Annotated in this window: 23 protein-coding genes; 5 read left to right on the forward strand and 18 right to left on the reverse strand. The window is 64.2% G+C overall.

Annotated elements, in window-relative coordinates; all coding sequences use genetic code 11:
• Positions 1–22: 22 nt before the first annotated feature.
• The gene (locus tag GCT13_RS00170; RefSeq protein ID WP_152754772.1) at positions 23–709 is read right to left on the reverse strand and encodes an MgtC/SapB family protein; all 687 of its coding nucleotides are present in this window, start codon (positions 707–709) and stop codon (positions 23–25) included.
• A 488-nt stretch (positions 710–1,197) separates the two neighbouring features.
• On the opposite strand from GCT13_RS00170, the gene GCT13_RS00175 reads away from it, so the two are divergent.
• Positions 1,198–2,298, forward strand: a complete 1,101-nt coding sequence (locus GCT13_RS00175) for an AGE family epimerase/isomerase (RefSeq protein ID WP_152754773.1) — start codon at positions 1,198–1,200, stop codon at positions 2,296–2,298.
• A 124-nt stretch (positions 2,299–2,422) separates the two neighbouring features.
• Here the strand turns inward: GCT13_RS00175 and GCT13_RS00180 are convergent, their stop codons facing one another.
• Positions 2,423–4,033 carry a methyl-accepting chemotaxis protein gene (locus GCT13_RS00180; protein ID WP_152754774.1) on the reverse strand — a complete coding sequence of 537 codons (1,611 nt, stop codon included), beginning with the start codon at positions 4,031–4,033 and terminating at the stop codon, positions 2,423–2,425.
• Positions 4,034–4,273: 240 nt separating this feature from the next.
• Between GCT13_RS00180 and GCT13_RS00185 the strand changes: the two genes are divergently transcribed.
• A complete protein-coding gene (locus tag GCT13_RS00185) occupies positions 4,274–4,732 on the forward strand; it encodes a PaaI family thioesterase (RefSeq protein WP_152754775.1) in 459 nt (152 codons plus the stop codon).
• 108 nt (positions 4,733–4,840) lie between these two features.
• Here the strand turns inward: GCT13_RS00185 and GCT13_RS00190 are convergent, their stop codons facing one another.
• The 6 genes from GCT13_RS00190 to GCT13_RS00215 form a co-directional block, all read right to left on the reverse strand.
• Positions 4,841–5,689 carry an ureidoglycolate lyase gene (locus tag GCT13_RS00190; protein WP_152754776.1) on the reverse strand — a complete coding sequence of 283 codons (849 nt, stop codon included), beginning with the start codon at positions 5,687–5,689 and terminating at the stop codon, positions 4,841–4,843.
• A gap of 56 nt (positions 5,690–5,745) precedes the next feature.
• Positions 5,746–6,489, reverse strand: coding sequence for an SDR family oxidoreductase (locus GCT13_RS00195; RefSeq protein WP_152754777.1), 744 nt, complete (start codon positions 6,487–6,489; stop codon positions 5,746–5,748).
• Positions 6,490–6,616: 127 nt separating this feature from the next.
• Positions 6,617–7,447, reverse strand: a complete 831-nt coding sequence (locus GCT13_RS00200) for an amidohydrolase family protein (RefSeq protein WP_152754778.1) — start codon at positions 7,445–7,447, stop codon at positions 6,617–6,619.
• Between the two features lie 15 nt (positions 7,448–7,462).
• Complete coding sequence (locus tag GCT13_RS00205; RefSeq protein ID WP_152754779.1) at positions 7,463–8,503, reverse strand: aldo/keto reductase; 1,041 nt, start codon at positions 8,501–8,503, stop codon at positions 7,463–7,465.
• 141 nt (positions 8,504–8,644) lie between these two features.
• The gene (locus GCT13_RS00210) at positions 8,645–9,949 is read right to left on the reverse strand and encodes a UxaA family hydrolase (protein WP_152754780.1); all 1,305 of its coding nucleotides are present in this window, start codon (positions 9,947–9,949) and stop codon (positions 8,645–8,647) included.
• A gap of 14 nt (positions 9,950–9,963) precedes the next feature.
• Positions 9,964–10,272 (reverse strand): UxaA family hydrolase, encoded by a 309-nt coding sequence (locus GCT13_RS00215; RefSeq protein ID WP_152754781.1) that lies wholly within the window; start codon positions 10,270–10,272, stop codon positions 9,964–9,966.
• 171 nt (positions 10,273–10,443) lie between these two features.
• On the opposite strand from GCT13_RS00215, the gene GCT13_RS00220 reads away from it, so the two are divergent.
• Positions 10,444–11,244, forward strand: coding sequence for an IclR family transcriptional regulator (locus GCT13_RS00220; RefSeq protein ID WP_152754782.1), 801 nt, complete (start codon positions 10,444–10,446; stop codon positions 11,242–11,244).
• Positions 11,245–11,385: 141 nt separating this feature from the next.
• Positions 11,386–11,928 carry a hypothetical protein gene (locus GCT13_RS00225; RefSeq protein WP_152754783.1) on the forward strand — a complete coding sequence of 181 codons (543 nt, stop codon included), beginning with the start codon at positions 11,386–11,388 and terminating at the stop codon, positions 11,926–11,928.
• 48 nt (positions 11,929–11,976) lie between these two features.
• Here GCT13_RS00225 and GCT13_RS00230 read toward each other — a convergent pair whose 3' ends face one another.
• A complete protein-coding gene (locus GCT13_RS00230) occupies positions 11,977–14,415 on the reverse strand; it encodes a GNAT family N-acetyltransferase (RefSeq protein WP_321574119.1) in 2,439 nt (812 codons plus the stop codon).
• Between the two features lie 442 nt (positions 14,416–14,857).
• On the opposite strand from GCT13_RS00230, the gene GCT13_RS00235 reads away from it, so the two are divergent.
• Positions 14,858–15,727, forward strand: a complete 870-nt coding sequence (locus GCT13_RS00235) for a LysR family transcriptional regulator (RefSeq protein WP_152754784.1) — start codon at positions 14,858–14,860, stop codon at positions 15,725–15,727.
• Positions 15,728–15,835: 108 nt separating this feature from the next.
• Here the strand turns inward: GCT13_RS00235 and GCT13_RS00240 are convergent, their stop codons facing one another.
• The 9 genes from GCT13_RS00240 to GCT13_RS00275 all read right to left on the reverse strand — a co-directional run bounded on the left by GCT13_RS00240 (position 15,836) and on the right by GCT13_RS00275 (position 26,053).
• On the reverse strand, positions 15,836–17,437 hold the full coding sequence (locus tag GCT13_RS00240; protein WP_087732324.1) for a peptide chain release factor 3: 1,602 nt from the start codon (positions 17,435–17,437) through the stop codon (positions 15,836–15,838).
• 223 nt (positions 17,438–17,660) lie between these two features.
• Positions 17,661–18,695 carry a fimbrial protein gene (locus tag GCT13_RS51115; protein ID WP_407670718.1) on the reverse strand — a complete coding sequence of 345 codons (1,035 nt, stop codon included), beginning with the start codon at positions 18,693–18,695 and terminating at the stop codon, positions 17,661–17,663.
• A gap of 68 nt (positions 18,696–18,763) precedes the next feature.
• Positions 18,764–18,949, reverse strand: coding sequence for a FimD/PapC C-terminal domain-containing protein (locus tag GCT13_RS00245; RefSeq protein ID WP_152754785.1), 186 nt, complete (start codon positions 18,947–18,949; stop codon positions 18,764–18,766).
• A 22-nt stretch (positions 18,950–18,971) separates the two neighbouring features.
• Positions 18,972–19,946 (reverse strand): fimbrial protein, encoded by a 975-nt coding sequence (locus GCT13_RS00250; RefSeq protein ID WP_152754786.1) that lies wholly within the window; start codon positions 19,944–19,946, stop codon positions 18,972–18,974.
• Between the two features lie 42 nt (positions 19,947–19,988).
• Positions 19,989–22,610 carry a fimbria/pilus outer membrane usher protein gene (locus GCT13_RS00255; RefSeq protein ID WP_152754787.1) on the reverse strand — a complete coding sequence of 874 codons (2,622 nt, stop codon included), beginning with the start codon at positions 22,608–22,610 and terminating at the stop codon, positions 19,989–19,991.
• 162 nt (positions 22,611–22,772) lie between these two features.
• Entirely contained in the window at positions 22,773–23,513 is a 741-nt protein-coding gene (locus tag GCT13_RS00260) for a fimbria/pilus periplasmic chaperone (RefSeq protein ID WP_152754788.1), read from the reverse strand.
• A 77-nt stretch (positions 23,514–23,590) separates the two neighbouring features.
• Positions 23,591–24,160 carry a fimbrial protein gene (locus GCT13_RS00265; protein ID WP_152754789.1) on the reverse strand — a complete coding sequence of 190 codons (570 nt, stop codon included), beginning with the start codon at positions 24,158–24,160 and terminating at the stop codon, positions 23,591–23,593.
• Between the two features lie 51 nt (positions 24,161–24,211).
• Positions 24,212–24,493 (reverse strand): hypothetical protein, encoded by a 282-nt coding sequence (locus GCT13_RS00270; protein WP_152754790.1) that lies wholly within the window; start codon positions 24,491–24,493, stop codon positions 24,212–24,214.
• A gap of 144 nt (positions 24,494–24,637) precedes the next feature.
• The gene (locus GCT13_RS00275) at positions 24,638–26,053 is read right to left on the reverse strand and encodes an MFS transporter (RefSeq protein ID WP_152754791.1); all 1,416 of its coding nucleotides are present in this window, start codon (positions 26,051–26,053) and stop codon (positions 24,638–24,640) included.
• Positions 26,054–26,055: the final 2 nt, after the last annotated feature.

Raw genomic sequence — 26,055 nt, forward strand, 5'->3', positions numbered from 1 at the left:
CCCTGTGTCCGATGATGCCCACTCAGCCCGGCTCCCCGCTTTCGCGAAACTCCTTCACGCCCGGCAGCGCTTTCAGCTGCCCGCAAATCGCCGTGTACTCCGTCGCCGACACGCGATTCAGCGTGATCAACACCTCGTCGAACTGCGGATCGTCGTCGCTCTGCTGCATCACGAACTGCTTGACGCGCGGGCTCGCCGGACCCAGCGCGTCGTGCAGCGAATGGAACGTCATCGAGCCGCGCTCGACGACCAGCGTCAGCTGACGGCGCTGCTTGACCGTGATGAAGCGTTTCTCGATCGGCTTGACGCCCGCGAGGATGATCAGAACGATGATCGTCGCGGCGATAGACGCCGTGTACAGTCCGCCGCCGACGGCGAGGCCGACGGCCGCGACGGACCAGAGACTCGCCGCTGTAGTCAGCCCGCGGATGATCGAACCGCGCAGCAGGATCGAACCCGCGCCGAGGAAGCCGATCCCGGAGACGACCTGCGCGGCGCCACGTGACGGGTCGAGCACGACGTGCTCGGCGCCGAGCACATCCGCGAAACCGAACGCGGAGACGATCATGAAGAGCGCCGAGCCGACGCACACGAGCATATGCGTGCGCAGCCCTGCGGCCCATGAAAGCCGCTCGCGTTCGAAGCCGATCACGCTGCCGAGCACCGCCGCGAGGACGAGCCGTGAGATCAATTCGACATTGCTGATCATATTGTTCTCCTGTCGACCGGAGTTGGCGCTTTAGCGCCCTACTCCGGTCCCATGCCGGGCGGTCGACCGGAGTTGGCGCTTTAGCTGTCGGCTGGAGTTGGCGCTTCAGCACTTACTCCGGCCCCATGCATAGCACTTACTCCGGTCCCATGCAGAGCGGTCGACCGGAGTTGGCGCTTTAGCTGTCGGCTGGAGTTGGTGCTTCAGCACTTACTCCGGTCCCATGCAGGGCGGTCGACCGGAGTTGGCGCTTTAGCTGTCGGCTGGAGTTGGCGCTTCAGCACTTACTCCGCTCCCAGAGCAGTCGACCAGAGTTGGCGCTTCAGCGCTTGCTCTGGTCGACCCAACAACCTCGCCGCGACATTACCGCTGGCCGGTTTGCGCAATAAGCATCGCGCGTGGTTTGCTATGCTGGAGCCCCCGGCGCGCACGCGGCCCGCATGCGCTTCGCATTGCGCCCACAACACCATTCACCGAATTCCTCAACCATGAACCCAACCGCATCCACGCCCGAACTTGCAGTCGCGCTGCGCGACCACTTCGCGCGCGTCATCCTGCCGATCTGGCGAGGGCCCGGCTTCAACGCGGCGCTCGGCCTGCCGTATGAAGCCGTCGCAGCCGATGGACAGACGCCGCTGCCCGTCGTCCGCTATCGCGCGATGGCGTGCGCGCGGCAGATGTTCGTGTTTGCGCTGGCCGGAGAAATGGAGCATGCGCTGCGCCTGTTCGAATCGCTGATGCGTATCTTTCAGGACAGCAGGCATGGCGGATGGTTCTATAGCGTCGATGCGCAAGGCGCGCCGCTCGACACGACCAAGGATCTCTACACGCACGCGTTCGTTGTGTTCGCATGCGCCGAATACGGCGCGCGCTCGGGCAACCGCGATGCGCTCGACGTCGTGCATCGCGCATCGTCGCTGATCGAAGACCGCTTCGCCGCGGACGATGGCCTGCTGCATGCCGCGCTCGCCGCCGACTTCTCGACGAAGGGCGAGATGCCGCTGCAAAACCCGCTAATGCATCTGACGGAAGCGTGGCTCGCGGCGCGCGCGGCCACGCAGGACGCCGCGTTCGACACGGCGCTCGCGAAGCTCGGCGAAGCGATTGCGCGCACCTTCGTGCACGAGCCGACGGGTTGCATCGCCGAACTGCCCGTCGGCAGCGCGGACAACCGGCTCGAGCCCGGCCATCAGTTCGAATGGTTCTGGCTCGTGCAGCAGGCAGGCGATGTGCTCGCGGGCTCCGGCTTGCATGAAGCGCTTGCGCGCGCGTTCATGTTCGCACACGAACGAGGCGTCGATGCAGCCACGGGCGGCGTGCATGCCGCGCTCGACGAGGCGGGCGGCATCAAGGACGCGACGCAGCGCATCTGGGCGCAGACGGAATATCTGCGCGCGCTGGCCGTACACGGCGACGCCGGTGTACGCGCGCTGCTGCCGCAACAGATCGAGCGCTTCCGGCCACGCTTCCTGCACGCGCAGGGCTGGGTCGAATGCAAGACACTCGCGGGCGAGATCGCTCGCGCGGACATGCCTTCGACGACGCCCTATCACCTCGCCACCGCTTACGCCGCATTGCCTTCCGCATAACAGGCGCTGTTCACGACGGCAGCGAGCGAGAAGAACAGCAAAGACAAAGCCCGCGAAGCAGGTTGCTTCGCGGGCTTTGTCATAGGCTATCTTCGATCCAAGCCCCAAGCGCTGACGCATGCGCTCAGGCGCCAACCGGCTCGCTATACCCGGGCGCCGCCGCACGACGCGTGCGCTGCGACGCGAACACGACATCGGAAATCTCGAACGCCGACACGGCGTCCTTCAACTGCCGCGTCTGCTGATGCAGCGACGAAGCCGCAGCCGCCGCTTCCTCGACGAGCGCCGCGTTTTGCTGCGTCATCTGGTCCATCTGCACGACGGCCTGATTGACCTGCTCGATGCCCGTGCTCTGTTCGTGCGACGACGCGCTGATCTCGGCCATCATCTGCGTGACGCGCGAGATCGATTCCGACACGTTGCGCATCGCCTCGCCCGCGCGTTCGACGAGCACCGATCCGCCCTGAATCTCGGCCACCGATTCGCTGATCAGTTCCTTGATTTCCTTCGCCGACTGCGCGCTGCGCTGCGCGAGCCCGCGCACTTCACCCGCGACGACGGCAAAGCCGCGGCCCTGCTCGCCCGCGCGCGCCGCCTCGACGGCCGCGTTCAACGCGAGGATGTTGGTCTGGAACGCGATCCCGTCGATCACCGTGATGATCTCCGCGATGCGGTCCGAGCTATGCGCGATGCCATGCATCTTCGTCACGACCTCATTGACGACATGCGTGCCGCGCGACGTCGCGTCGAGCGCCGTCTCGGCGAGCGTGTTTGCTTCGCGCGCGTGTTCGGCATTCTGGCGCACGGTCGCCGTCAGTTCCTCCATGCTCGACGCCGTCTCTTCGAGCGACGCCGCCTGGTTTTCCGTGCGCGCCGACAGATCGGCGTTGCCCGTCGCGATTTCGTCCGCGCCGATGTGAATCGAATCGGCCGCTTCGCGCACGGTCTTCACGGTGCGCGCGACGCTCGCCTGCATGTGCGAAAGGCCCAGAAACAGACGGCCGATTTCGTTTGTGCCGCGCTCGGCGATCGGCTGGTTCAGGCGGCCTTGCGCAATGCGCTCGAAATGGCGGCCCACTTCTTCCAACGGCCCGACGACGCCACGGCGCAGGACCACATGCACGCCGATCGTGCCGCCCAGCAGCAGCGCAAGAATCACGAGACCGACCGCGCGGAACATCGTCTCGCGCGCATCGATCGAGTCGAGCGACGCGCGGCCCGCCGCATCGCCGAATTGCGTGAAGTTGCGCAGCTCGGTCAGGTACGCGTCCTGCATGCCCTGCGTCGGCTGATCGAGGAACGCCTGGATGTTGTTGGTGTCGAGATACTGCGCGAGTTCACCGAGCGCCGTGTGCAGCTTCTGGTACTTCTCGTTGAGCGCAGCGGCGTGTGCGCTGTTTTCGTCGTTGAGTTTCGGCGCGTTCATGAACACCGTGAACGAGCGCTCTGCGGCGGCGATCTGCTCGCGTGCATGCTGAACGATGTCGGTCGGCTCCGCGCCCCCGCGCACCATCCGCGTGCCGGCACGCGAGAGGTTGATGCGTGCGTCCATCAGATGCTGCGTCGTCTCGTTGACGGCGTTCACCTGGCGCAGTGCGACGTTCGCCAGATCGTCGACGTCGTCATGCGTGCGCGTCATGGACCAGAAACCGAGGCCCGCCGTCACCAGCTGAAAAATGCAGAAAGCGGCCAGAACACATAGCAGGCCGGATGCGACCTTGATCTTGCTGAACATCGAGACACCTGAATAGCTGAGAGGACGGGAGTGCATCCGGGTTTACGGCAATGCCGGCCGTCGCCTTGAGCGTTCGCCGGAAAAATTACCCGTACATGCGGATTCTGAAAGGCACGCCATTGCGTCACATCGATTTACGCAATAATTGCCGCGCAATCTTTTCGAATTCCCTTGACGCGCCGCATTCATGCTTCCTAGAGTGGGGACATCGCCACGCGGGCCATGCCCGAAGGAACGACGATGACTGATCTACTCGACCGGGCGCGCGGCGCACTGCACGCCCAGCCATTCAGCGTATTGCTCGGCACCGAACTGATGTACGTCGGGGCGAACGAACTGACGCTGTGTCTGCCGATCCGCGATGAATTGCGGCAACAGCATGGCTTCGTGCATGGCGGGGTGATCAGCTATCTCGCCGATAACGCGCTGACCTTCGCGGGTGCGCTGGCCCTGGGGCCGAGGGTCGTGACGGGCGAGTACAAGATCAACTATCTGCGGCCCGCGGTGACGGGCGTGCTGATGGCGCGGGCGGAAGTGGTGTACGTCGGCAGGCAGCAGGCGACGTGTCAGTGCAACGTGTTCGTCACCGATGGCGACAGGGAACGGCTGATCGCCGTCGCGCAGGGCACGATCAACCGGATCGGCGACGGCACGGAAGACGAACCGTCGCGCGCGGACGAAAGACGTCATCGCGAATGAAAAAAACCGCTCGGACGTCGTGTGTCCGAACGGCTTTCTCTCTTTGTGAATGCTCTGAATGCGCGACGCGGCTGCCGCGCCATTCAGTGAGTCACGAGTCAGCGCGAATCACTCCGCCGCATACGTCTTCTGCTGCTGCTCGCCGAGACCCTCGATACCGAGCCGCACCGTCTGCCCCGCCTTCAGATAAACGGGCTCGGGCTTCACGCCCATGCCGACGCCCGGCGGCGTGCCCGTCGAGATCACGTCGCCCGGTTGCAGGCTCATGCATTGCGACAGATACGACACCAGCTTCGCGACGCCGAACACCATCGTCTTCGTGCTGCCGTTCTGATAGCGATGGCCGTCCACTTCGAGCCACAGCTTCAGGTTCCGCGGATCGGGCACTTCGTCGCGCGTGACGACCCACGGACCGATCGGGCCGAACGTATCGAAGCCCTTGCCCTTGTCCCACTGACCGGCGCGCTCGATCTGCCATTCGCGCTCGGATACATCGTTGATCACGCAATAGCCCGCGACGTAGTCGAGTGCGTTCGCTTCGTCGACGTACTTCGCTTCCTTGCCGATCACGACGCCCAGTTCCACTTCCCAGTCGGTCTTCTTCGAGCCGCGCGGAATTTCGATGCCGTCGTTCGGACCGACGATCGCGCTCGTCCACTTGTTGAAAACGACGGGCTCGGTCGGCACGGGCAGATTCGATTCGGCCGCGTGGTCCGCGTAGTTCAGGCCAATGCACACGAACTTGCCGATCTTGCCGACGCACGGCCCGATGCGCGGATTGCCTTCGACCACCGGCAGCGACGCCGGATCGACTTCGCGCAGTTTCGCGAGCGCGGCATCCGTCAGCGTGCTGCCGTCGATGTCGGCGACCACTTTCGACAGATCGCGAATCTTGCCTTGCGCATCCAGCAAGCCCGGCTTTTCCTGGCCTTTCGGTCCATAACGAAGCAATTTCATCGCTGCAGTTTCCTCAGTTCAGTGATTCAGGTTCATCGATGCCAACGCTGCGCGGCTCAGTTCGACCAGCCGCCGTCGATCACATGCGCCTGGCCCGTCGTGAACGCCGATTCGTCCGACGCCAGATACAGCGCCAGCGCCGCGATCTCTTCCGGCTTGCCCACACGGCCCATCGGCTGGCGCGCAACGAATGCCGCGTGCACCGCTTCGACCGTCGAGCCTTGCGCCTTCGCCTGTTCCGCGATGCGCTCTTCGAGCGAAGGCGAGTGTACCGTGCCCGGACAGATCGCGTTACAGCGTATGCCGCGCGTGACGAAATCCGCTGCGACGGACTTGGTCAGTCCGATCACGGCCGCTTTCGATGCGCCATACGCGAAGCGGTTCGGCACGCCCTTCACGCTCGATGCCGCCGACGACATGTTGATGATCGACCCGCCGCCCTTCTCCAGCATCGCGGGCAGAAACGCGCGGATCGTCCGGTACATCGCCTTCGCGTTCAGAGCGAAAGCGAAGTCCCAGTCTTCCTCGCTCGCTTCGAGAATCGAGCCCGCGTGCACGTAGCCCGCGCAATTGAACAGCACGTCGATCGCGCCGAGCTCGTCGGCGAGCGCCTTGATCGCGGCGCCGTCGAGCACGTCGAGCTTGCGCGCTTCGACGGGCTGGTCCTTCAGCGCGTCGATGCGAATGTCGGTCGCGATGACGCGTGCGCCTTCACGCGCAAAAAGCTCGGCCGTCGCGAGGCCGATGCCTTGCCCCGCGGCGGTGATCAAGGCCGTCTTGCCGGCCAGTCTTTGTATCATCTACGGCTCCCGTTGGATTGGCGTTTGAGTCATACCGGGTATTGCAGCGGCTGCTCACCGGCGATCGTGGAAATGTCGTCGAGCGGATTCAGAGGCTCGATTCAGAGGCCGCATTCAAAGGCCCGATTCAAAGACGATAGAACGCGGCCGCGTTGCCGCCGAAGACGTCATCGCGCTCCGCGTCGGAGAGTTGCGCGAGCAGCAGCGTCGCGATCGAATGCCACAGCAGATAGTCGCCGTTCAGGTTCAGCACCGGCCAGTCGCTGCCCCACATCAGGCGCTTCGGCCCGAACGCGGCAAGCAGATGGTCGACGTAAGGGCGCAATGTCGCTTCCGTCCAGCCTTGCGCCGCTTCCGTCGCGAGGCCCGACAGCTTGCAGTGCACATGCGGCCATTGCGCGAGCCGCGTGATGCCCTCGGCCCACGCGTGCCAGCCTGCGCTGCCCTCGCGGATCGGCGGCTTCGCGCCGTGATCGACGACGATGCGCAACGGGTCGCAGCGCTTGATAAACGTCTCCAGCGCGTCGACGTGGCGCGTGAAGATCAGCGCATCGAAGGCGAGATCGTTCGCGATCAGCGCATCGACGGCGGGCTTCAGCGCGGGATTCGCGATCCAGTTGTCGTCGGGCAGGTCTTGTAGCATCGGCCGCACGCCCTTGAATTTCGGCTCGCGCGCGAGCGCTTCGATCAGCGCGGGCGCGTCGGCGTCGAGCATCGGCACCCATCCGACGACGCCCGCAATCGACGCCTCGTTGCGCGCGAGTTCGAGCAGATAGCGCGTTTCTTCGACCGTCGGCGCGGCCTGCACGACCACCGTCCGCGCAACGCCCGCCTGTTCACGCAGCGGCGTGAGATGGGCGGGACCGAACGCGCGATAGAGGGGAGCGAGATCGGGCGTGAGCCAGCCGTAGTCGCCACGCTCCGGGTTCCAGTAATGCTGATGTGCGTCGATTTGCATGATGTCGTTGAGCAGCTAGTTCTTCGGCACGGGCGCGCGCGGATCGAGCAAGTCCTTGTCGCGCAACGCCTGCCACAGTTCAGCGGGTATCGGTCGATCGAACGACGCGACGTTCTCACGCAGTTCGTCCGCATTGCGCGCGCCCGTCAGCACCGTCGCAACGGCGGGATGCGCATACGGAAACTGCAACGCAACAGCAGCAAGCGGCACGCCATGCACCTTGCACACCGCTTCGAGACGCGCGACGCGCGCAATCACGTCGTCCGGCGCGTCGCCGTAATTGAACTTCAAATCGCCTTCGACGCCCCGCGCAAGAATCCCCGAATTGAACGCGCCGCCGAGCAGAATGCTGACGTTGCGCTTTTCGCATTCGGGCAGCAGATCGTCGAGCGTCGCCTGTTCGAGCAGCGTATAGCGGCCGGCGAGCAGCGCGCAGTCGATGTCGAAATCGCGCATCGCATCGAGTATCGCCGCGCCTTCGTTCACGCCGAGGCCCACCGCTTTCACGACGCCTTGCGAGCGCAGATCGTCGAGCGCGCGAAAGCCGCCGCCTTGCGTCAGCTGCTGCCAGTAATGCGCGTTGCTTTCACCGTGAGTGAAGCGGCCGATGTCGTGCACGAGAAGAATGTCGATATCGACGATGCCGAGACGCTGCTGGCTGTCTTCGAACGAACGCAGAATGCCGTCGTGCGTGTAGTCGTAGATCGCTTCGAACGGCAGCGGGTTTTGCCAGCCTTCGCTGCCGTCATACGGATTCTTGCGCGGCACGAAGCGGCGCCCGACTTTCGTCGACAGCACGAATTCGCCGCGCGGATAGCAGCGCAACGCGTCGCCGAGCCGGTGCTCGGCTTTCGTGTGGCCGTAGTGCGGCGCGGTGTCGAAGAAGCGCACGCCCGCGTCCCACGCGGCCTCGATAGCGCCGAACCCCTCTTCGTCGGACAGATCGCGATAGAGCCCGCCAAGCGGCGCCGTGCCGAGACCGAGGCCCGTCACTTGCAGCGCGCGGGCGCCGATGCGGCGGCGCTTGCAGACGTTTGAACCCGGCGCGTTCGTCATTGCGTGTGTCTCCTGTCGATCAGAGTTAGCGCTTTAGCTGTCGGCTGGAGTTAGTGCTTTAGCGCTTACTCCCGCCCCATGCAGAGCACTTACTCCAGCCCCATGCATGGCTCATGTCGTGCGCGTGAAGCGATACAGCGCTCACCGCTCCGTCAAACCAACGACCCGCTGAGGCGCAGCCGCATGGAAAGGCAAGCACGCCGGCCCGACGGGCTCGAAGGTCTTGTACGTAAGAATAAACTCCTGATGCCCGAGCGACTCGGATTTCGACGCCGCGCCCCGCGCGACGGCGAGCGTGACATCGAAGACTTCGCGGCCCACTTCGTCGAGCGTCGCGCGGCCTTCAAGGATACGCCCGGCATCGACATCCATGTCGCCGGACAGATTGCGAAAGGTGTTCGGGTTCGCGCAGACCTTGATGACGGGCGAGATCGCCGAGCCGACCACCGATCCGCGCCCCGTCGTGAACAGGATCACATGCGCGCCGCACGCGATCAGCTCCGCGATTTCCGCGTTGTCGCTGATGTTCGGAAAGCCGAAGCGCGGCTCGCCGTCGGGCACGACGTCGAGCAGATAGAGACCGCCCGTCGGCGGCACGTCGCCGGGCTTCACGATACCGACGATCGGCGATGCACCGCTCTTCGCATACGCGCCGAGCGACTTCTCCTCTTGCGTCGTGAGTCCGCCGTCCGCATTGCCGGGCGCGAAACTACCGTGGCCGAGGATCGAGTAATAGCGCGCAGCCTTTGCCACGCACGCGACGATCTCGTCACCCAGATCGTCGCGCGCCGCGCGGCTCTTCATATGAAACTCGCAGCCGACCAGTTCACCCGTCTCCTCGAAGATGCAGGTCGCGCCCTGCTCGATGAAACGATCGAACGCGCGGCCCACGGCGGGATTCGCGGTGATGCCGCTCGTGCTGTCCGAGCCGCCGCAGATCGTGCCGATCACCAGCTCGGATAGCGCCATCGGCACTTTTTGCTGCTGCGCGAGTTCGCTGCGCGCATTGCGCACCCAGTCGACGCCATATTGAATCGTGCTGCGCGTGCCGCCCTTTTCCTGGATCGTCAGCACGTGCGCGGGGCGTCCGCTCGCGCGCACGACATCGGCCAGATAGTGCTTGTTCATGCTCTCGCATCCGAGCGACACGAACAGCACAGCGCCGACGTTAGGATGCGTCGCCAGTTGCTCCATCATCTTTTCGGCGTAGCTGTTCGGATAGCAGCCGGGAAAGCCGATCAGATGAACGGGCGGTTCCCGTTCCGCCGAAAGGTCGTCGAACGCATCGAACGAAGGACGAAACTGCGCGACGATCTCGCGCGCGACGTGATGCGCGCATTCGACGAGGTACGCCACCGCGACCACGTTGCGGATGCCCTTGCGTCCGTCGCTGCGCAAATAGCCTTGCAGCACGGCGCCGTTTTCTGCTGCTGAAGTGTGGGTCATGAGTTCCTTGCCCGTCAGTGATGGACGAATGCGTGGCCTGCTTGGTGCGTATACGTGGGCAGGTAGTCGCTTTCGAGGTTGTGCGTATGCAGATGCTCGCCGCGCGCGACATCGGCCGTCACATGGCCGATCGCCGCGCCGTAGCGCAGCACCTTTTCGTCGGCGCGCAACGGGCGGCGCGCGATCTTGTGGCCGAGATCGATCGTCTTCGCGAGTGTCACGCGCTCGCCTTCGATGTCGATCTGCGTCCCTGCATCCAGCCGCGCGGCGGCGATCAGGCAGTTGTCGTCGGGGTTCAGCAGAATCAGGCGGGGATCGGTCATGCCATTCTCTTAATTCATTAATGAACGTATTATTCATATTCAAACTTTGGCAAGTCAACAAATGGGTGGCCGACAGGTGTGGGTGTTTTCCCTGGCGCGACGTGCCCTGTGTGTCAGTCCGTTGACAGCCGATAATCGATGCAAATGTCAAACACCAACTGATTTCCGACGATGGACGTGGAAGACAAGGAAGACGCCGACCGTTATCGCGCCCCTGCGCTCGACAAGGGGCTCGACATACTCGAACTGCTTGCTGAGCAGAAAGGCGGCCTGACGCGCGCCGAGATCACGAAGCTGCTGGGACGCAACGCGAGCGAGATGTACCGGATGCTGGAGCGGCTCGTCGCGCGCCAGTACGTCGTGCGCTCGGCGGGCGGCGACCGTTACTCGCTGAGCCTGAAGCTCTATGCGCTTGCGCATCGTCATCCGCCGATGAACCGGCTGATTTCAGAAGCATTGCCGCTGATGCAGCGCTTCGCGGCGCAAGCCGAGCAGTCGTGCCATCTCGCCGTCTACGACCGCGGCAATCTGCTCGTGATCGCGCAGGTGGACGGCCCGGGCACGTGGGGCATTTCGGTGCGGCTGGGCGCGCGCGTCGGTCTGATCGACACGAGTTCCGGACGCACGCTGCTCGCGTTCCAGACGCCCGAGCAGCGCACGCACATGCTCGCCGAGCACACGAAGGTCAAAGGCGAAGTGACCGTCGATCACGACGCGCTCGAAGCCGCGTGCGCGAAAATCCGCGCGGCCGGCTTCTCGCAGAAGGACAGCCAGCAGATTTTCGGCGTGACCGATCTGACCTTTCCGCTGCTGACGGCATCGGGCCAGGCAATTGCGGCGATGACGTGTCCGTTCCTCAAGCGCATCGACGAATACGTTGCGCCGTCACTCGACGAAGTCACGCAGATGCTGCGCGAGACGGTGCAGGGCCTGTCGATGTTCGCGGAGCCGGAGATGCGCGCGGCGTCGTGAGCGCCCGATGCGCGCGCTGCCGCGCGTCGCACGCGGATTCGATTCGAATGGGCAAACACGTTGCGTTAGAATGTCGGCCCTTTTCCGAATCGACGACTCCCGCCGCATGCGTTCTTGCGCATGCGCGCTCACTGATACGCAATGGCCAAACTTCTGTCCGACCTCGAATTCCAGCGTTTTTCCGAACTCCAGCAGAAGCAGGCAAGCTTCACGATCAGCAGCGAAGAAGCTGACGAACTGCGCGACATCGTGGCTCGCGCGCAGCAGAAGCGCGACGACCGCGCCGCCGCGATGAAGCAGATCGAAACGTTCATCGCGCAGTTCGACATCACGCCCGACGAACTCTTTTCGGCCGACCAGATCGGCGACGCGGCCCGCAACTTCGGCCTGATTCCCGCCGCAAAGAAAGAGCGCGTGCTGCCGCCGACGGTGACGTTCAACGGCAAGCCATATCAATGGACGCGAGCGCTGCCCGACGAAGTGCGCGTGCCGCTCTTCGAAGCGTTCACGGCGGGGCAGTCGGTGAAGACGTTCATCGCGACGCCGAAGGACGCAATGCGCTGCGCCGCGACGATCGCGCGTCTGGAGCGCGAAACGGGCGCGATCTACGCGCCCGCGTGGCTCGATGAACTGTCGGTGTCGCGCGAACAGGTCGACGCGGCGGCGGCGAAGCTCGCGGCTTGATCGCGTTCGACTTCGGATTTCCGCCTGTGCGATGAGCACGCGCTTACGTCAGCGCGTGCCCGAGCATGAAGGCGATGCGCCGTAGGCTGGCGCGACGCCCGTTTGTCTATCCTTCTGCCCCTCCACCTTCTCCTCAGGTTGATCGAGCGCCATCCTGAAGCCGACGACGCCCGGGTCCTCCGTCCGCGTGGCCGTAAAGCCGACGGCCGTCGCGAGCCCGATCATCGCCGCGTTCTCGCGCAGCGCCTCGCCGATAAGCCAATGCGTGCCGCGCGAGCGCGCGTACGCAATGATGCGCTCCATCAGCAGACGCCCCAATCCCTTGCCCTTCTGGTCCGAACGCACGGCCATCGCGAACTCGGCCGTTTCGTTGTCGGGGTCCGCGACCGCGCGCACGACGCCAAGCGTGCGGATCGAGCCATCATCGTTTCGCGTCGTCGCAATCAGCGCCATCTCGCGGTCGTAGTCGATCTGCGTCATGCGCGCAAGCTGCGAATGGTCGAACCGGCCGACTGCGCCGAAAAAGCGCAAGCGCAGATCGTCGGGCGTCATCGACTCGACGAACTCGCGATGCGCATCCTCGTCTTCGGGACGGATCGGCCGCACGGTGATGCGCTGGCCGCGCCAGTCGAGCGTTTCTTCATAGCGGCGCGGATACGGCATGATCGCGAAGCGCGTGCGGTTCGCCGACAGCCGCAGACGCGGCGCGACGATGGCCACGCCGTTTCTCGTGACGCGCAGCACGAGCTTGAGCGAGACGATCTCGCGGATCTCCGACACCGCCTGCGAAATCGACGTCAGCGCGTTGAGAACCGGCTCGGGCGCGACCTCGCGCGCATACGCCGAATTCGACAGGATGTCGCCCGACAGAACCGGGTTCAGGGGCGGCAGGCCGAACACGCACATCGGCCGCGCCTCGTCGTGCTCGGGCGGCGCGGTGAAGCGGAACACGGGGCCGAAGTTGTCGTCGTCGCGCAGCTCGACGGTGATGTCGACGACGGCGTCTTCGCGCGCGTCATCGGGCACCGTGCGCAGACCGAAGTGTTCGAGCAGCCGCGCCGCTTCATCGCCGTCGAGCGCCGTCACGCCCGACGACAGCGCCGCGCACGCCTGCGCCTGCGCCGCATCGATGGCCTCGGGCACGCGCGCGGGCTGGCCCTCGGGCGTCTGCATCAGCAGCTCGCGCACGAGCCGATACTCGACCAGACGCTCGAACGCGCGCGCGAGCCGCTGCGGCGTCGTGTGCACGGGAATGCCGTGCTCGTGCAACGCATCGCGTGTCTCGCGCTTCACGCCGCCGAAAAAGCACGCGAGCAACCCACGATACGCATACCTCTGATTCGCGATCAACGCCTGCGCGACTTCCTCGACGGGCGCGCTGTGCGTCGACGCATGCACGACGAACGCGGTGCCCGTCGAACGCTGGTCGGCCAGCACCTTCAGCGCCATGCCGAAATGCTCGGCGCGCGCGTCGCTGCCGAGCAGCAGCGGATTGCCAGGCCGCGCGCGTGGCAACGCCTGCGCGAGCGCATCGACGGCGCCTGGCGGACACGGCGCGAGCGTGTCGCCGGCGGCCTTGAAGGCGTCGGTGGCAAGCGTCGCGACGCCGCGGTCGCTCGTGATCAGCGTCGCCGTCGCGCCCGCCGCGACGCGTCCCACGCCGAGCGTTTCGATTTCGTCGAGCAGATCGTCGAGGGCATCGACGCGCACCACGCCCGCGCGCCGGAACGCGGCGGTGTACAGCGCATCGGCGGGATCGCTGCGGCCCGAGCGCAGCGCGAGCACCGGCTTGTTGCGCGCCGCCGCGCGCGCCGCCGACATGAACTTGCGCGCCGCCTTCACCGAATCGACTTCGAGCAGGATCGCGCGCGTGCTGGGGTCGCTCGCGAGATAGTCGAGCACGTCGCCGGCATCGACGTCGGCTTCGTCGCCGAGCGCCACCGCGTGCGAAAAGCCGAGGCCACGCGCATGCGCCCAGCCGAGCACCGCGTTCGTCAGCGCGTTCGACTGCGACACCCACGCGACGCCACCCGAGCGCACCGTCACGGAAGGCGCGCCGAGATGCGCCTTGAGCGCGGGCGTCACGATGCCGAGACTGCCCGGCCCGACGACGCGCAGCAGATGCGGCCGCGCGGCCGCAAGCGTGTGCCGGACATCGGCGCGGCCATCGTCGTCGCGCGCCTCGCCGACGATGATCGCCGCGCGCGTGCCGTGGCCGCCGAGCGTGTGGACGATGCCCGGCCACGTCGACGGCGGCGTGCAGACGATGGCGACCGTCGGCGCGTCGGGCAGATCGCCCGCGTTGCCGACGCACGCGTGACCGTCGAGCATGTCGTACTTCGGATTGACGGCCCAGACGGGGCCATCGAAGCCGCCTTCGATCAGGCGCTTCCAGACCATCGCGCCCGTGCTGCCCTCGCGATTCGAGGCGCCGATCACGGCGACGGATTTCGGTCGAAACAACGCGTCGAGATTGCGTACGGTCACGGCTGCTCCGCGAGTGAGGTGGGCGCGCGGCGGGTTCGGCCGGGTTCGGCCTCATTCGGCCAATACATGCGCGCGCGATTTCATCAGGATAGGCGAAGAGCAACGACATCGTGATGTCTGCGCGGGCGCGACGCCGCCCGTCGTGCAGTATCGCCGCCGATTTGCGTCCGATGTTAGCGGATGCCTTAGGGGCCAGAGCTTGCATTCCGCCGATGCGGCACCCGGCCGCGCCTTTTGCAATGCGGCTCGCGTCCGCTTACGCGCCGTCTGGCGCACCATGTAGAATCGCCCCACGGCGCGCGGCGCCGCTCTGCGTTGGGGCGCCGTGCCCGGTGCGTTCAGGTTGCACTCAAGTTGCGGCCGTCGGGCCAAGGGGATGCATGCCCGCAGGCAGTCTGCCGGAAGCGGGACACAAAAGAATGATGAGACTGAAGGAAATTCCATGCGGCGTCTGCCATCGCTGATCGCGTTGCGCTTTTTCGAAGAGACAGCGCGGCACATGAGCTTCAACCGCGCGGCCGTCGCGCTGTGCGTGACGCAGGGCGCCGTCAGCAGGCAGATCAAGATTCTCGAAGAATCGCTCGGCGCGAAGCTGTTCGAGCGCGATCACAAAGGCATTCGCCTGACGATGACCGGCCAGCAACTGCTGCCGTGCGTGTCCGAAGCGTTCGATACGCTCGAGCGCGGCACGCTCCTCGTCACGACGGCAAAGGGCCGCCGGCGGCTCGTGCTCTCCGTGCCGCCGACGTTCGCGACGCAGTGGTTTTCGCCGCGGCTGGGCTCGCTCGCAATCGGGTTGCCCGACGTCGTGCTTTCCGTGCGCACGGAGCCCACCGACGACTGTCACTGCAACATCCGCTTCGGCCGCGATGCGCTGCCCGACGCACATTCCGAACGGCTGATGATCGAGCGGCATACGCTGGTCGGCGCGCCGCGGCTCGCGGGCGAGCCGCTCGACAAGCTGCTCGAAACGCTGCCCGCCTTGCACGTGCTGCACAACGACGCGCGCCTGAACCTGTGGCCGGACTGGCTCGACAAAGCCGGCCTGCCCGCGCGCTACGCCGAAAACGGCATCGAGTTCTCGACGCTCGAACAGGCGATCCACGCGGCGCGCAAAGGCGTGGGACTCGCTGTCGTCGATCGGAACATGATCGTCGAGGAACTCGGCGAAGGCAGTCTTGCGCCGATGTCGGACGTCGAGGTCAGCGGGCCGTACGGGTATTGGCTCGATATCGCGCCGCGCCACGAAACGCTGGAACACGTACAGGCGTTTGCAAGCTGGCTGCGGGAGCAGGTGCTCGAAATGTCGTAGAGCCGCGAGGCCGTTCGGAGCAAAAAGCAAAAAGCCGTGTTCGTTTTGGCGAACACGGCTTTTCTCGTTCAAGCGGCGGGGAATCGTACGAATCGCGCGCCGTTAAAGTTACATCGCTTTCCTGAACGGCGCGCCCGAATGCTCGCGCAGCTCGTTGAACACGATCTTCGGCCAGGCCTTCTGCGCGACTTCGATTTCGGAGATGTGCGACGCGAGATACGTCGGCGCTTCGGCGGCATCGTAGGCGATACGCGGCGAGTACGAATCGCAGAAGCGGCGCAGCTCGGCGGCGTCGTCGCACGTCACCCAGCGCGACATCCGGTAGCGCGCGGGCGACATCCGCACGTCGACCTTATATTCCGTCGACAGCCGGTGCGACACCACTTCGAATTGCAGCTGCCCGACGGCACCCAGAATCATCAGACCGCCGACGACGGGCCTGAACACCTGGATCGCGCCCTCTTCGCCCAGCTGCTTCAACGCTTCGCCGAGCTGCTTCGCGCGCATCGGATCGACGACTTCGACCGTCTGGAAAATTTCCGGCGCGAAAAACGGCAGGCCGACGAATTGCAGCAGCTCGCCTTCCGTCAGCGTATCGCCGAGACTCAGCGTGCCGTGATTCGGAATGCCGATGATGTCGCCCGCGTACGCCTCGCTCACCGTCTCGCGCCGCTGCGACAGGAACGTCACGACGTTGTTCGCGCGGAACGTCTTGTTGTTGCGCGTGACCTTCAACGCCATGCCGCGCTCGAAACGGCCCGAGCACACGCGGATGAACGCGACGCGGTCGCGGTGCGCGAGATCCATGTTCGCCTGCACCTTGAACACGACGCCCGTGAACTTCGGCTCGTCGGGCTGCACGGGGCGCTGCACTGTCATCCGCGCGGACGGCGGCGGCGCGAGGTCGACGAGCGCGTCGAGAATTTCCTTCACGCCGAAGTTGTTGATCGCCGAGCCGAACAGCACGGGCGACTGCTGGCCCGCGAGAAATTCGTCGCGATCGAAGCTGGGCGTCGCGCCCGTGATCAGCTCGATCTCTTCCTTCGCGCGCACCCATGCGTGGCCGAAGCGGCGCTCGCCTTCTTCGTCGCCGGGTGCACGCACCGTCTCGACTTCGCCGCCGAGCGTGTCTTGCCCCGCGCGGAACACGCGCACCTGATCGTTCTGTACGTCGTAGACACCCTGAAAGTCCTTGCCCATGCCGATCGGCCAGGTGAACGGCACAGCCGACACGCCCAGGTGCTGCTCGATTTCGTCGAGCAGATCGAGCGGCTCGCGCACTTCGCGGTCGAGCTTGTTGATGAACGTGACGATGGGTGTCTTGCGGCTGCGGCACACTTCGAGCAGCTTGAGCGTCTGCGCTTCGACGCCGTTCGCGCCGTCGATCACCATCACGGCGGCATCGACGGCCGTCAGCACGCGGTACGTGTCTTCCGAGAAGTCTTCGTGGCCCGGCGTATCGAGCAGATTGATCACGCAGTCGCCGTACTCGAACTGCATCACCGAGCTCGCGACGGAAATGCCGCGCTGCTTTTCGATCTCCATCCAGTCGGACGTCGCGTAGCGGTTGCTCTTGCGGCCCTTCACGGTGCCCGCGATCTGGATCGCGCCCGAAAACAGCAGCAGCTTTTCGGTGAGCGTGGTTTTACCCGCGTCCGGGTGGGAGATGACCGCGAAAGTACGGCGGCGTTTGAGTTCGGAGACTGACATGGAAATAAGGGTCGAACCTGCGGGCAACAGCAGGGACAAAACGCTGTCCGGTGCGACGACAGGCCTGGCTACCTGCCCGACAAGAGTCTGTGAAAGCGGCGATGATACACGTGCCGGGACAGATCATGGATTTTCGACGTTCTTCCGCCGCGACTCGCGACGAGGCTTGCTCGTCGCTCTTTGGCCAACCGCAGTGTCCGCGCGGCCGGAGCCGCCTCGGACTCTATTGATAGGACATGGTAAAAGTCCCTTTGCCCACGACATTTCCTGGAACCAATGTACCCGAAGTCCTGACGTAACGAGCGGTGAGCGGAATTTGCATGGCTCCCCCCGCTGCCGTGCCGGCCGACCACTGATTTGTATTGCCTGCCACGGCTGAATCAGGTCCGAATGCGACGGGCGTGCTTCCGTTCAGTATTTGCAGGCCTACTCCCGAAGCCGACGATCCCGCGGCCAACGACAAAGTGGTCGTCACGTTCTGTGGATTCGTCGCATCGGTGATTGTCACTGCAACCTTGACCCCCGCCGCGCAATTCAGACCGAGCGGGACGGTCGTGTCCCCCGTCGTAGATCCCGCGGTTGTCAGTTTGTTCGAAAGCCCCTTTGGAAGAGCGAAAGCAAGCGCTGGCGTCGTGACACTGCACGTGTTGCTCGTTATGGCCGTACCGGGCGTCAACGATTGTGTTGCGGTCACAGTCGTAATGCAGCTTCCCGAAAATTTGACTGTCATGCTCGGTAGTGTCGTTATCGAACCCGTGCTCACGGGCCCGGTGACGACGAGATCCGCTCTCGTGTAGTGCCCGGTCGATCCGCTAGGGGCGGGAAAGGTCTGCGAAACGGGAACCTGAATCCATCCGCCGTTCCAGCCGTTGGTAATGTAAAAGCGCACACCTATGCCAGGCACGTTAGTCTGAAACGTGAATGGATCGCCGGGAAGGGGAGTGCCATTGACTGTGGCGTCTTGCTGAACGTTGCAAGTCACGCTGTTCGCGGACGCACCAGCGTTGTAGGACTGACTCGATAACACCGTGCCGACGGGCGCATCGCGCGAAACGGCAATTGAAGCGGGAAACACCAAGCTCGGCATCCCGTAGAGCGGGAACGTGATCGTGCCCGCCACCGCGCGAGTGGCCGGCGCCACTAACGTGAGCATTGCTACGAGGCCTACCATCGCTCGATATGCAAGCGCCTTCACGCAACGTGCTGCATGAGAGGCGCTCGATTTCAATTCGACTCCGTGAATTGGGACGTTGCACATATTTTCAAATCCACCCGTTGAATGCGCTGGCGGCGCCTCAACCCGGCCGCCACCGATGGCCGTATTGTTCAGTTTCGCGCCGCTTCAGCCGGCACCACGCCGAAACAGTGAGACTCGACGGCCGTATACGCCACATCGGCCTTATCGCTCTTGCTCTTCACCGGCAACGAATACTTCACGCTGCACTGCTGACCCGGCTCATCCCCCAACTTCACGGTCAGCGTGCCGTTGTCCTCGAGACCGCGGATCGGCAACCGATGCGGTCATTCGACCGGCCTATTGATAGCTCATCGTAAAGACAGCTGTCGCACGAACACTGCCCGCGATGACAGCCGGCGTACCCACACGAAAGTACTGTGCATAAAAGGGAAACGACATATTGCCCGTCGTGCTTGATGTCAACGTCAGAGGCGAATCGAGTGTAATCGGAGCCTGTGTGGAATCGAGCAATTGCACTCCCACTCCCCGCGCCGTACCCAGATTTCCGAGAACCGAGGCAACCCCTGAATTGCCCGATGTTGAACTGAACGTAATGGCGACCTTCACACCGGACTGACAATTCAAACCAAGCGAAAAACCTGTTCGCGCGGCGACGGACCCGGCCGTCGTAAACATCGAAGGGCTGACCGTCGCGAGCGGGATGGTCTGGTTTGCTGTGGCCGCCGTCACCGAACACGTCACGACACGCACTTGCGTGCCATTGGCGACGGACATCGTGCTAGAACCGTTGTTCAACGTGTACCCGGTGTTCAAGACGCCCGTGTTGTACCAGGCGCCCGTGATCGAGCCACTACTTACCGTTCCTGTCTTGACCAGTTCGAATGAGCCGGAAACATTGAAGCTGCCATCCGCACCTGTGTACCCCAACGACGAACTCATCGAACACGATCCCGTACCAACCATCGGATTTCCATTGGCGTCGCGCATTCTCATACCGATACCCGCGACATTCGTCGGATAGACGCCCGTCATACCGGGCACGGCGGTACCACTGGGCGGACACGCGACAATCGGCATGTTGTAAAGCGAATTCAAGGAGCACTTTCCGATGATCGTGAACGTTCGCACGGTGCCCGGAATAACACCTCCGACGGCCAGGCTATCCGACACTGCCACAGAGCCATAGGTGAATGTCGCCGGCAAGCCGGTCGACGTCGGGCAGTCAGCATGGGCGTGGCTGGCGAAGCCAACTACCAGCGCCAGCATTGCGAATGCGCGCACCAGCCGGCGCAGCATGTCATCGATGTTCATGACGTTATCCGTGATCAAGGTGAAATTCGCAGATCTGATTGATCAGTTGCGTGCAGCCAAAGTGGGTGCAGTACCCGCGCAATGCGACTCCACCGACGTATAAGCCGTTTCGCTGTTGCCGCCTTTAACCGGCAACGAATACTTCACGCTGCACTGCTGACCCGGCTCACCCCCCCACTTCACGGTCAACGTGCCGTTGTCCTCGAGACCGCGCGCAAAAATCCGGCTGTCCTGCGCGACGACGCCCACGTTGCGACCTCCGGCATCGACCACATCGGCGCCAAACGGCAGCGTTTCACCGCCCAGCCGCGGCGCGCGGATCAGCGCCGCGCGGCCCGTCACCGTCTTGTACTTCAGCATCACGACGGAGCCGAGACGCGGCACCGCGCGCTCCGACGTCGATTCGAATTCGACGTCCGTCGACGTTCCCTTCGGATCGAGATCCACTGTGTTCATGCCGTAAGGCATCAGGTAGGGCACGACCGCATAGCCATGCGAATCGACCTTCACGCCCGTCGCGCTCGACACCATCGCGCCTTCCGCGCCCTTCGCCTCGACGACGCCGAACGTGTCGCCGACCGTCTGCGAGAACGTGACGCCGCCCGGATGCGCGACGATCGAGCCGCTCACACCCGCTGACATCTGCGACGAACGCGCGCCGCCGCTCGCCGACGCCGTCACCTGTGCATACGGCGCGCGGTACACGCCGCTCATGCCTGCACTGGCGTTGACAGCCTGCCTCGAACTCTGGCTGACCGTGCCGTACGCGTTATACGAGTACTGGTTGTTTTCGCCCGCCGCGCCGCCGATGCTCGCCTGCATGCTCGACGTGCCGCTGCCCACGTTCAGGTTCGTCGACAGCATCGGCGCGTGCTGCGTATGACCAATCGGGATCGTCGTGCTGACCATGATCTCGTTCGACAACGCGCCATCCGAATTGCGTGTACGGCTCGCCGTCACGCTGTACGTGCCGTACCTGAAGCTGTTCGAATAGCCGGCCTGATAGAACAGGTCGCGCCCCGGGCGATTCCAGTAATGCTGCGACGACACCGTGACGAACACGGAGCCGTGGTCCTTCAGATTCTGGTTGACCGTCAGTTGCAGGCGGCCGCGCTCGCGATAGGTCGCGTTGCTGTCGCCGCCGCGCATCGCGTAGTCGCGCGTTCTGGCGGCGTCGGCCAAGTTGAGATAGCCCGCATCCGAGTAGCGATAGGCAGCGACCGCGATGTTCGTGTCGGTCGGATCGATGAACTTGCTGTAGCCGATGTGCAGACTCTGGCCTTGCTGTGTCGCATAGCCCGGCACCTCTGTGCGCGCCGAGGTGATGTCGGCGGCGAACGCGCCCAGCTTCGTGTTGAACGCCGCGCCCACATTCGCCGCCAGATAGCCGTTCGATGCGATCGCGCCGCCGTACAGCGTCACGAGATTCGTGAGCCCGCGCTGCAGCGTGAATTGCGTGAAGCCGGGCTTCGTTTGCAGCGAGCTGTCGCGCAATTGGCCCGCCGTGATAGCGAAGCGCGTCGTGCCCGGGCGCAGCGACTGCGCCACAGACGCATAAGGCACCGTGAAGCTCTTCGTGCGTCCATCTGCTTCCGTCACCGTTACGTCGAGATTGCCGCCGTAGCCGGTCGCATACAGATCGCGGATTTCGAACGGTCCCGGCGACACGTTCGTTTCGTAGATCACCTGTCCGTTCTGGCGCACCGACACGCGCGCATTCGATTCGGCCGTGCCGCGCACGACGGGCGCATAGCCGCGCAGCGATTCGGGCAGCATGCGATCGTCGGTGGCGATCTGCGCGCCGCGAAACGACACGCTGTCGAACACGTCGCCCGTGGTCTGCGCGTCGCCTAGCGTCACTTGCGAGCGCAGCCTCGTGACGTCGTGCTGCACGTAGGTGGCGATGTTGTCGAATTGCGTCGGCTGCCCCGTCGATGCCGTCACCGACGACTGATGCCGAAAATGCCACGCGCCGATGTTCACGCCCGCGTTCAGGCCGAGATATCCCTGCGTCGAATGCGCGCCGCCGCTATTGGACTGGTAGGCGTTCGCGTTGTAGCTGAGAAAGCCCGCGTTCACGCCGTTGTCCCACAGCTCCGGCGGCACGTAGCCGCGTGCCGCATTGCGCATGTATTTCTGCGGGACCGAAAGCGCCAGCTTCTGTTCGGTGAAATCGAAATCGACGGTTGCGCCTGAAACGACCGCGCTCAAATCAACGCATTCGTCAGTTGTTGGCTGCGCTGCGCCCTGCTGCCGGTCCGCCTCGATCTTCGCGAAGTCGATACCCAGTCCTTCCAGCATCTTGCGCGACAGGCACGCACGCGCGCTATCGCCCTCGTGCGCGGCGACGAAGCGCACGCTATCGTGCGCCACGCGGTTGTCGTTGACCCAGATGTCGACCGTATAGACGCCTGGCGACACCACGTTGCCATGCGCAAAACGCGCGACGTCGACGCGCTCGCCTGGATCGACTTGCAGGAACGTCGTGTCGAATGCAACGGCGCCGTTCGATTCCGCCGGCTCGGCCGCATCGGCATGCGCCGAACCCGCGCAGCCGATCACCGCGAATACGGAAAGCACAACTGACGTGACGGGATTCAGCACGAACGAACCCGCCGGTTGCCTGGTAGCAGCTTGCGATTGTCTGGAATGCGAATGCTTCATGACGTGCCGACTTCGATTGCTGTGAAACGGAGGTCTTTCGATGGAATCGCGCGCGCAAAGGCGCAGCGCGCATCGCGATGTGATGCGCACCGGCATTTACGAAATGAAAGAAAGCACCAGGCGTCCGGGATGCGGGCGCCTCGGGAAAGCACGGATTCCGCGCTACGGCGTGAGCGTCGCGTCGCCTTCGATTGCGCCGCCGAAGTCATTGATGGCGACGTAGTGCACTTTTGCCGACTGCACACCGGCCATCTGCGGCACGGGGATGATCTCCTTGCCGTGCGGCGCGACCATGCCGCCGCTCTCGTTCTTGAATGTGCGTCCGTTGGACGTGACGTCGATCTCGCTGAACGACACGTGCCACGCAGTCGGATTGGACACGGCAAGCGCCTGGCCCTTGCCTTGCGGCGCCGGCACGACCTTCCAGTCGAGCAGGCGCGGCGCATCTTCCGGCGTGCCAGGCAATTTCGGCGGACGTACGAACACCTTGATCCGCGTGCGGTAGGCGAGCTGCAGCGTGTTCGCGTCCGGCGTCGCGTCGGCTTTTGGCGGAATGTCGAGCACGTTGAGCCAGTACACCGACTCGCGATCCTGCGGCAGTGCCGCGCCGCTGTACATGACACGCAGCGTCTGCGATTTGCTCGCGTCCATGCGGAAAATCGGCGGCGTGATCACGAAGGGCGCGTTGCCGGCACCGGGCTTCGCTTCGGCGTTGCCGTCGTCCATCCAGACCTGAACGAGCGACGGCGTGCTGCTGTCGTTGTTCAGCTTGACGGTCACTTCGCGCTGATCGAGCGGATACACGACACGCGTGCCGCCGACCGTCACGCTCGCATGGGCCACGCCCATCAACAGCGCGCTCATCGAGCCCAGAGCCGCCACCCATCGATACATCGCTTTCATCGCCTTGACCTTTGATCCGGTTCCGACATTCGTCCGTCATCAAGGCGCTTGCCGACGCAAGCGCCTTGTACTGCGCTTTACTGGTACTGCATCGTGTACTGCACAGTCGTATTGACGCTGCCTGCTTGCGCCTTGCCCGTCGCGTAGTACTGCGCGAAGTAGTTCAGCACGGCCGCACCGCCGGAGATCGTTGCGCCGTTGGCGGCAAGGTCGTTGTTGGCGGTCGTCAGGATGTTGATCGGCTGCATCTGCGCGTTCAAAAGACGGACTTCCACGTTCTGCGCCGGCGATGCCGAAGCCTGGTTCACCAGATAGCCGCTGTTCTGATCGACCGTCGGGCCGTTCTCGAAGTGCGCAACCGCCTTCGTCGCGGAGCCCGAGCAACCGCTGAGCGCCAGCTTGATGTCGCCGAGGTTCGACGTGCCGGCGACAGCGCCGGTGCTCGCCAGAGAACCCGTCGGGACCGTCGGCAACGTCGTCGTCACGTTGGCGGGCGAGCCGCTCGCCACGCCGTTGATCGAACAGGTCGTGTCCGACACCGCGCCGTTGATCGTGATCGTGCCGTCAGCGGCGTGCGCCGTGAGCGACGTCAGGCTGACGATGCCCGTGGCAACGACGACCGCTGCGGAAATGATGCGTTTTTGCATTGAAATGCTCCTTGATATCCGAATGAAGAAGTAGAACGAGGTTTATGAAACTCAGCGGAATCTTTGCGCCGTCACGTCGAACCGCTCGCCGACCAGCGTCGCCCGCCTGCACATTTCGACGACGCCCGGCACGGACGAAATCCTAAAAACTTCGGCACCACGAATCTCTAAGGCGAGTCCTAAATATCGAGATGATCCGATGCGGAAATGAGGAGTTTTCAGTTGAACGCTCATGAGAATCTGAATGAACAACGAGCGGAACCTTCGTGCCGTCCAATTGACCCGCTGGCCGACAACCGCCGTCTGATTGACCGTTTCGACGATGTCTGGCACGAACGAAATTCTAAAAATCCTGAGCCTGAGAAGCATTAGAAAAAGTTCGAAAAATCTCGACAGGCAGCAAAAAACAAAAAGCCCGAAGCCCCGCGACGGGGCTTCGGGCTCATGCCGAAGAAATGACTCGGTACGCGTGGACCGCTACGCGCCGCTCGCCTGGTTCAACGTCAGATGCTTGGTCTCGGGCGCCCACGCAATCGACACAATCATGCCGACGAGCAGCACCGCGGCCAGCGCGAGCATCGTCGAATGAAAGCCGAGCCGCGCGATGCCGAGCGGCAGCAGGAACGTGCCGACGGCCGAACCGAGCCGGCTGCACGCGATCGCGAGACCGACGCCGCACGCGCGCACTTCCGTCGGGAAGCACTCGGGCGGAAACACGCCGACGAGATTCGAGAACGCCGACATCGTCAGCGTAAACACAGCGAACGCGACGATCATCCAGAGCGCTGCCGACTCGGGCAGCATGCTCAACGCGATCAGCGACACGCATGTCACCGCGAACGAGCCGATCAGGAAGCGGCGGCGCGACAGCGCGATCGTCAGCCAGATGCCGAGCAGCGCGCCGAGCACGAGAAAGCCGTTGAGCAGGAAATCCGCGCCCGAGCCGTTGTCGAGATGAATCGCCTTGAGGATCGACGGCAGGAACGTGTAGATCGCGAAGTACGGAATCACGAGGCACACGAAAAACGCGCAGTTGAAAACCGTGCGACGGATCAGGTCGGCCTTGAACAGCCGCGCGAAGCCGCCGCTTGCATGCGCATGATCGTCGTGCGCGCCGTCGAGCGTCACGTTCGGGCCGAAGTATTTCAGCACGATGGCCTGCGCCTCCGCGATGCGCCCCTTGCCATGCAGCCAGCGCGGCGATTCCGGCGTGCCGATGCGCATGACGAGCACGGCCAGCGCCGGCACGCCCGCCGAGGCCAGCAGCCAGCGCCACGCATCGGGCGACGCATCCGCGTAGTACATGCCGAGCACGTTCGCGACCACATAACCGATCGTCCAGATCACGCTGAACGAGCCGAGCAGCGTGCCGCGATGCTTGCGCGGCGAAAACTCCGCGAGGATCGCGTGGCCGACGGCGAAATCGCCGCCCATGCCAAAGCCGATCAGAACGCGCAGCGCGCACAGCATCCCCGGCGACGTGACGTAGAACTGCGCGAACGCAGCGAGCGTGATGATCAGAAAGCTCAACAGGAAGATGCGCTGCCGGCCCATGCGGTCCGACAGCCAGCCGAACACGAGACTGCCGACGAAGATGCCCATCAGCGCGGAACTGCCGATCATGCCTTGCCAGAACGCGTCGAGCGGCATCTGCCTGTTGAGCGTCGCGAGCGCATAGCCGATCGTGCCGAGCGCGTAGCCTTCCGTGAAGTGTGCGCCAAATGTCAGCCCGGCGATCTTCACGTGGAACGCGTTGAGCGGCACGTCGTCGAGCGGGATCGCATCGCCGCTCGCATGCGGATGGTGGAAATGGTTGGAATGGGCGCGCGCGGCTGCGCGCGCCGAATCGGAAGCGAGGCCGGACGGCCGCGCAAGCAGGTCCTGGTCGGTCAAGA

This window comes from Paraburkholderia franconis (assembly GCF_009362735.1).
Taxonomy (GTDB): Bacteria; Pseudomonadota; Gammaproteobacteria; order Burkholderiales; family Burkholderiaceae; genus Paraburkholderia; species Paraburkholderia franconis.

Coding starts and splice junctions, on each gene's coding strand:
- GCT13_RS00185 (WP_152754775.1), top strand. CDS start 4,274: ATGACTGATCTACTCGACCGGGCGCGCGGCGCACTGCACGCCCAGCCA.
- GCT13_RS00250 (WP_152754786.1), bottom strand. CDS start 19,946: ATGAACATCGATGACATGCTGCGCCGGCTGGTGCGCGCATTCGCAATG.
- GCT13_RS00225 (WP_152754783.1), top strand. CDS start 11,386: ATGGCCAAACTTCTGTCCGACCTCGAATTCCAGCGTTTTTCCGAACTC.
- GCT13_RS00180 (WP_152754774.1), bottom strand. CDS start 4,033: ATGTTCAGCAAGATCAAGGTCGCATCCGGCCTGCTATGTGTTCTGGCC.
- GCT13_RS00175 (WP_152754773.1), top strand. CDS start 1,198: ATGAACCCAACCGCATCCACGCCCGAACTTGCAGTCGCGCTGCGCGAC.
- GCT13_RS00200 (WP_152754778.1), bottom strand. CDS start 7,447: ATGCAAATCGACGCACATCAGCATTACTGGAACCCGGAGCGTGGCGAC.
- GCT13_RS00235 (WP_152754784.1), top strand. CDS start 14,858: ATGCGGCGTCTGCCATCGCTGATCGCGTTGCGCTTTTTCGAAGAGACA.
- GCT13_RS00205 (WP_152754779.1), bottom strand. CDS start 8,503: ATGACGAACGCGCCGGGTTCAAACGTCTGCAAGCGCCGCCGCATCGGC.
- GCT13_RS00240 (WP_087732324.1), bottom strand. CDS start 17,437: ATGTCAGTCTCCGAACTCAAACGCCGCCGTACTTTCGCGGTCATCTCC.
- GCT13_RS00265 (WP_152754789.1), bottom strand. CDS start 24,160: ATGCAAAAACGCATCATTTCCGCAGCGGTCGTCGTTGCCACGGGCATC.
- GCT13_RS00170 (WP_152754772.1), bottom strand. CDS start 709: ATGATCAGCAATGTCGAATTGATCTCACGGCTCGTCCTCGCGGCGGTG.
- GCT13_RS00220 (WP_152754782.1), top strand. CDS start 10,444: ATGGACGTGGAAGACAAGGAAGACGCCGACCGTTATCGCGCCCCTGCG.
- GCT13_RS00260 (WP_152754788.1), bottom strand. CDS start 23,513: ATGAAAGCGATGTATCGATGGGTGGCGGCTCTGGGCTCGATGAGCGCG.
- GCT13_RS00255 (WP_152754787.1), bottom strand. CDS start 22,610: ATGAAGCATTCGCATTCCAGACAATCGCAAGCTGCTACCAGGCAACCG.
- GCT13_RS00215 (WP_152754781.1), bottom strand. CDS start 10,272: ATGACCGATCCCCGCCTGATTCTGCTGAACCCCGACGACAACTGCCTG.
- GCT13_RS51115 (WP_407670718.1), bottom strand. CDS start 18,695: ATGTGCAACGTCCCAATTCACGGAGTCGAATTGAAATCGAGCGCCTCT.
- GCT13_RS00210 (WP_152754780.1), bottom strand. CDS start 9,949: ATGACCCACACTTCAGCAGCAGAAAACGGCGCCGTGCTGCAAGGCTAT.
- GCT13_RS00195 (WP_152754777.1), bottom strand. CDS start 6,489: ATGATACAAAGACTGGCCGGCAAGACGGCCTTGATCACCGCCGCGGGG.
- GCT13_RS00190 (WP_152754776.1), bottom strand. CDS start 5,689: ATGAAATTGCTTCGTTATGGACCGAAAGGCCAGGAAAAGCCGGGCTTG.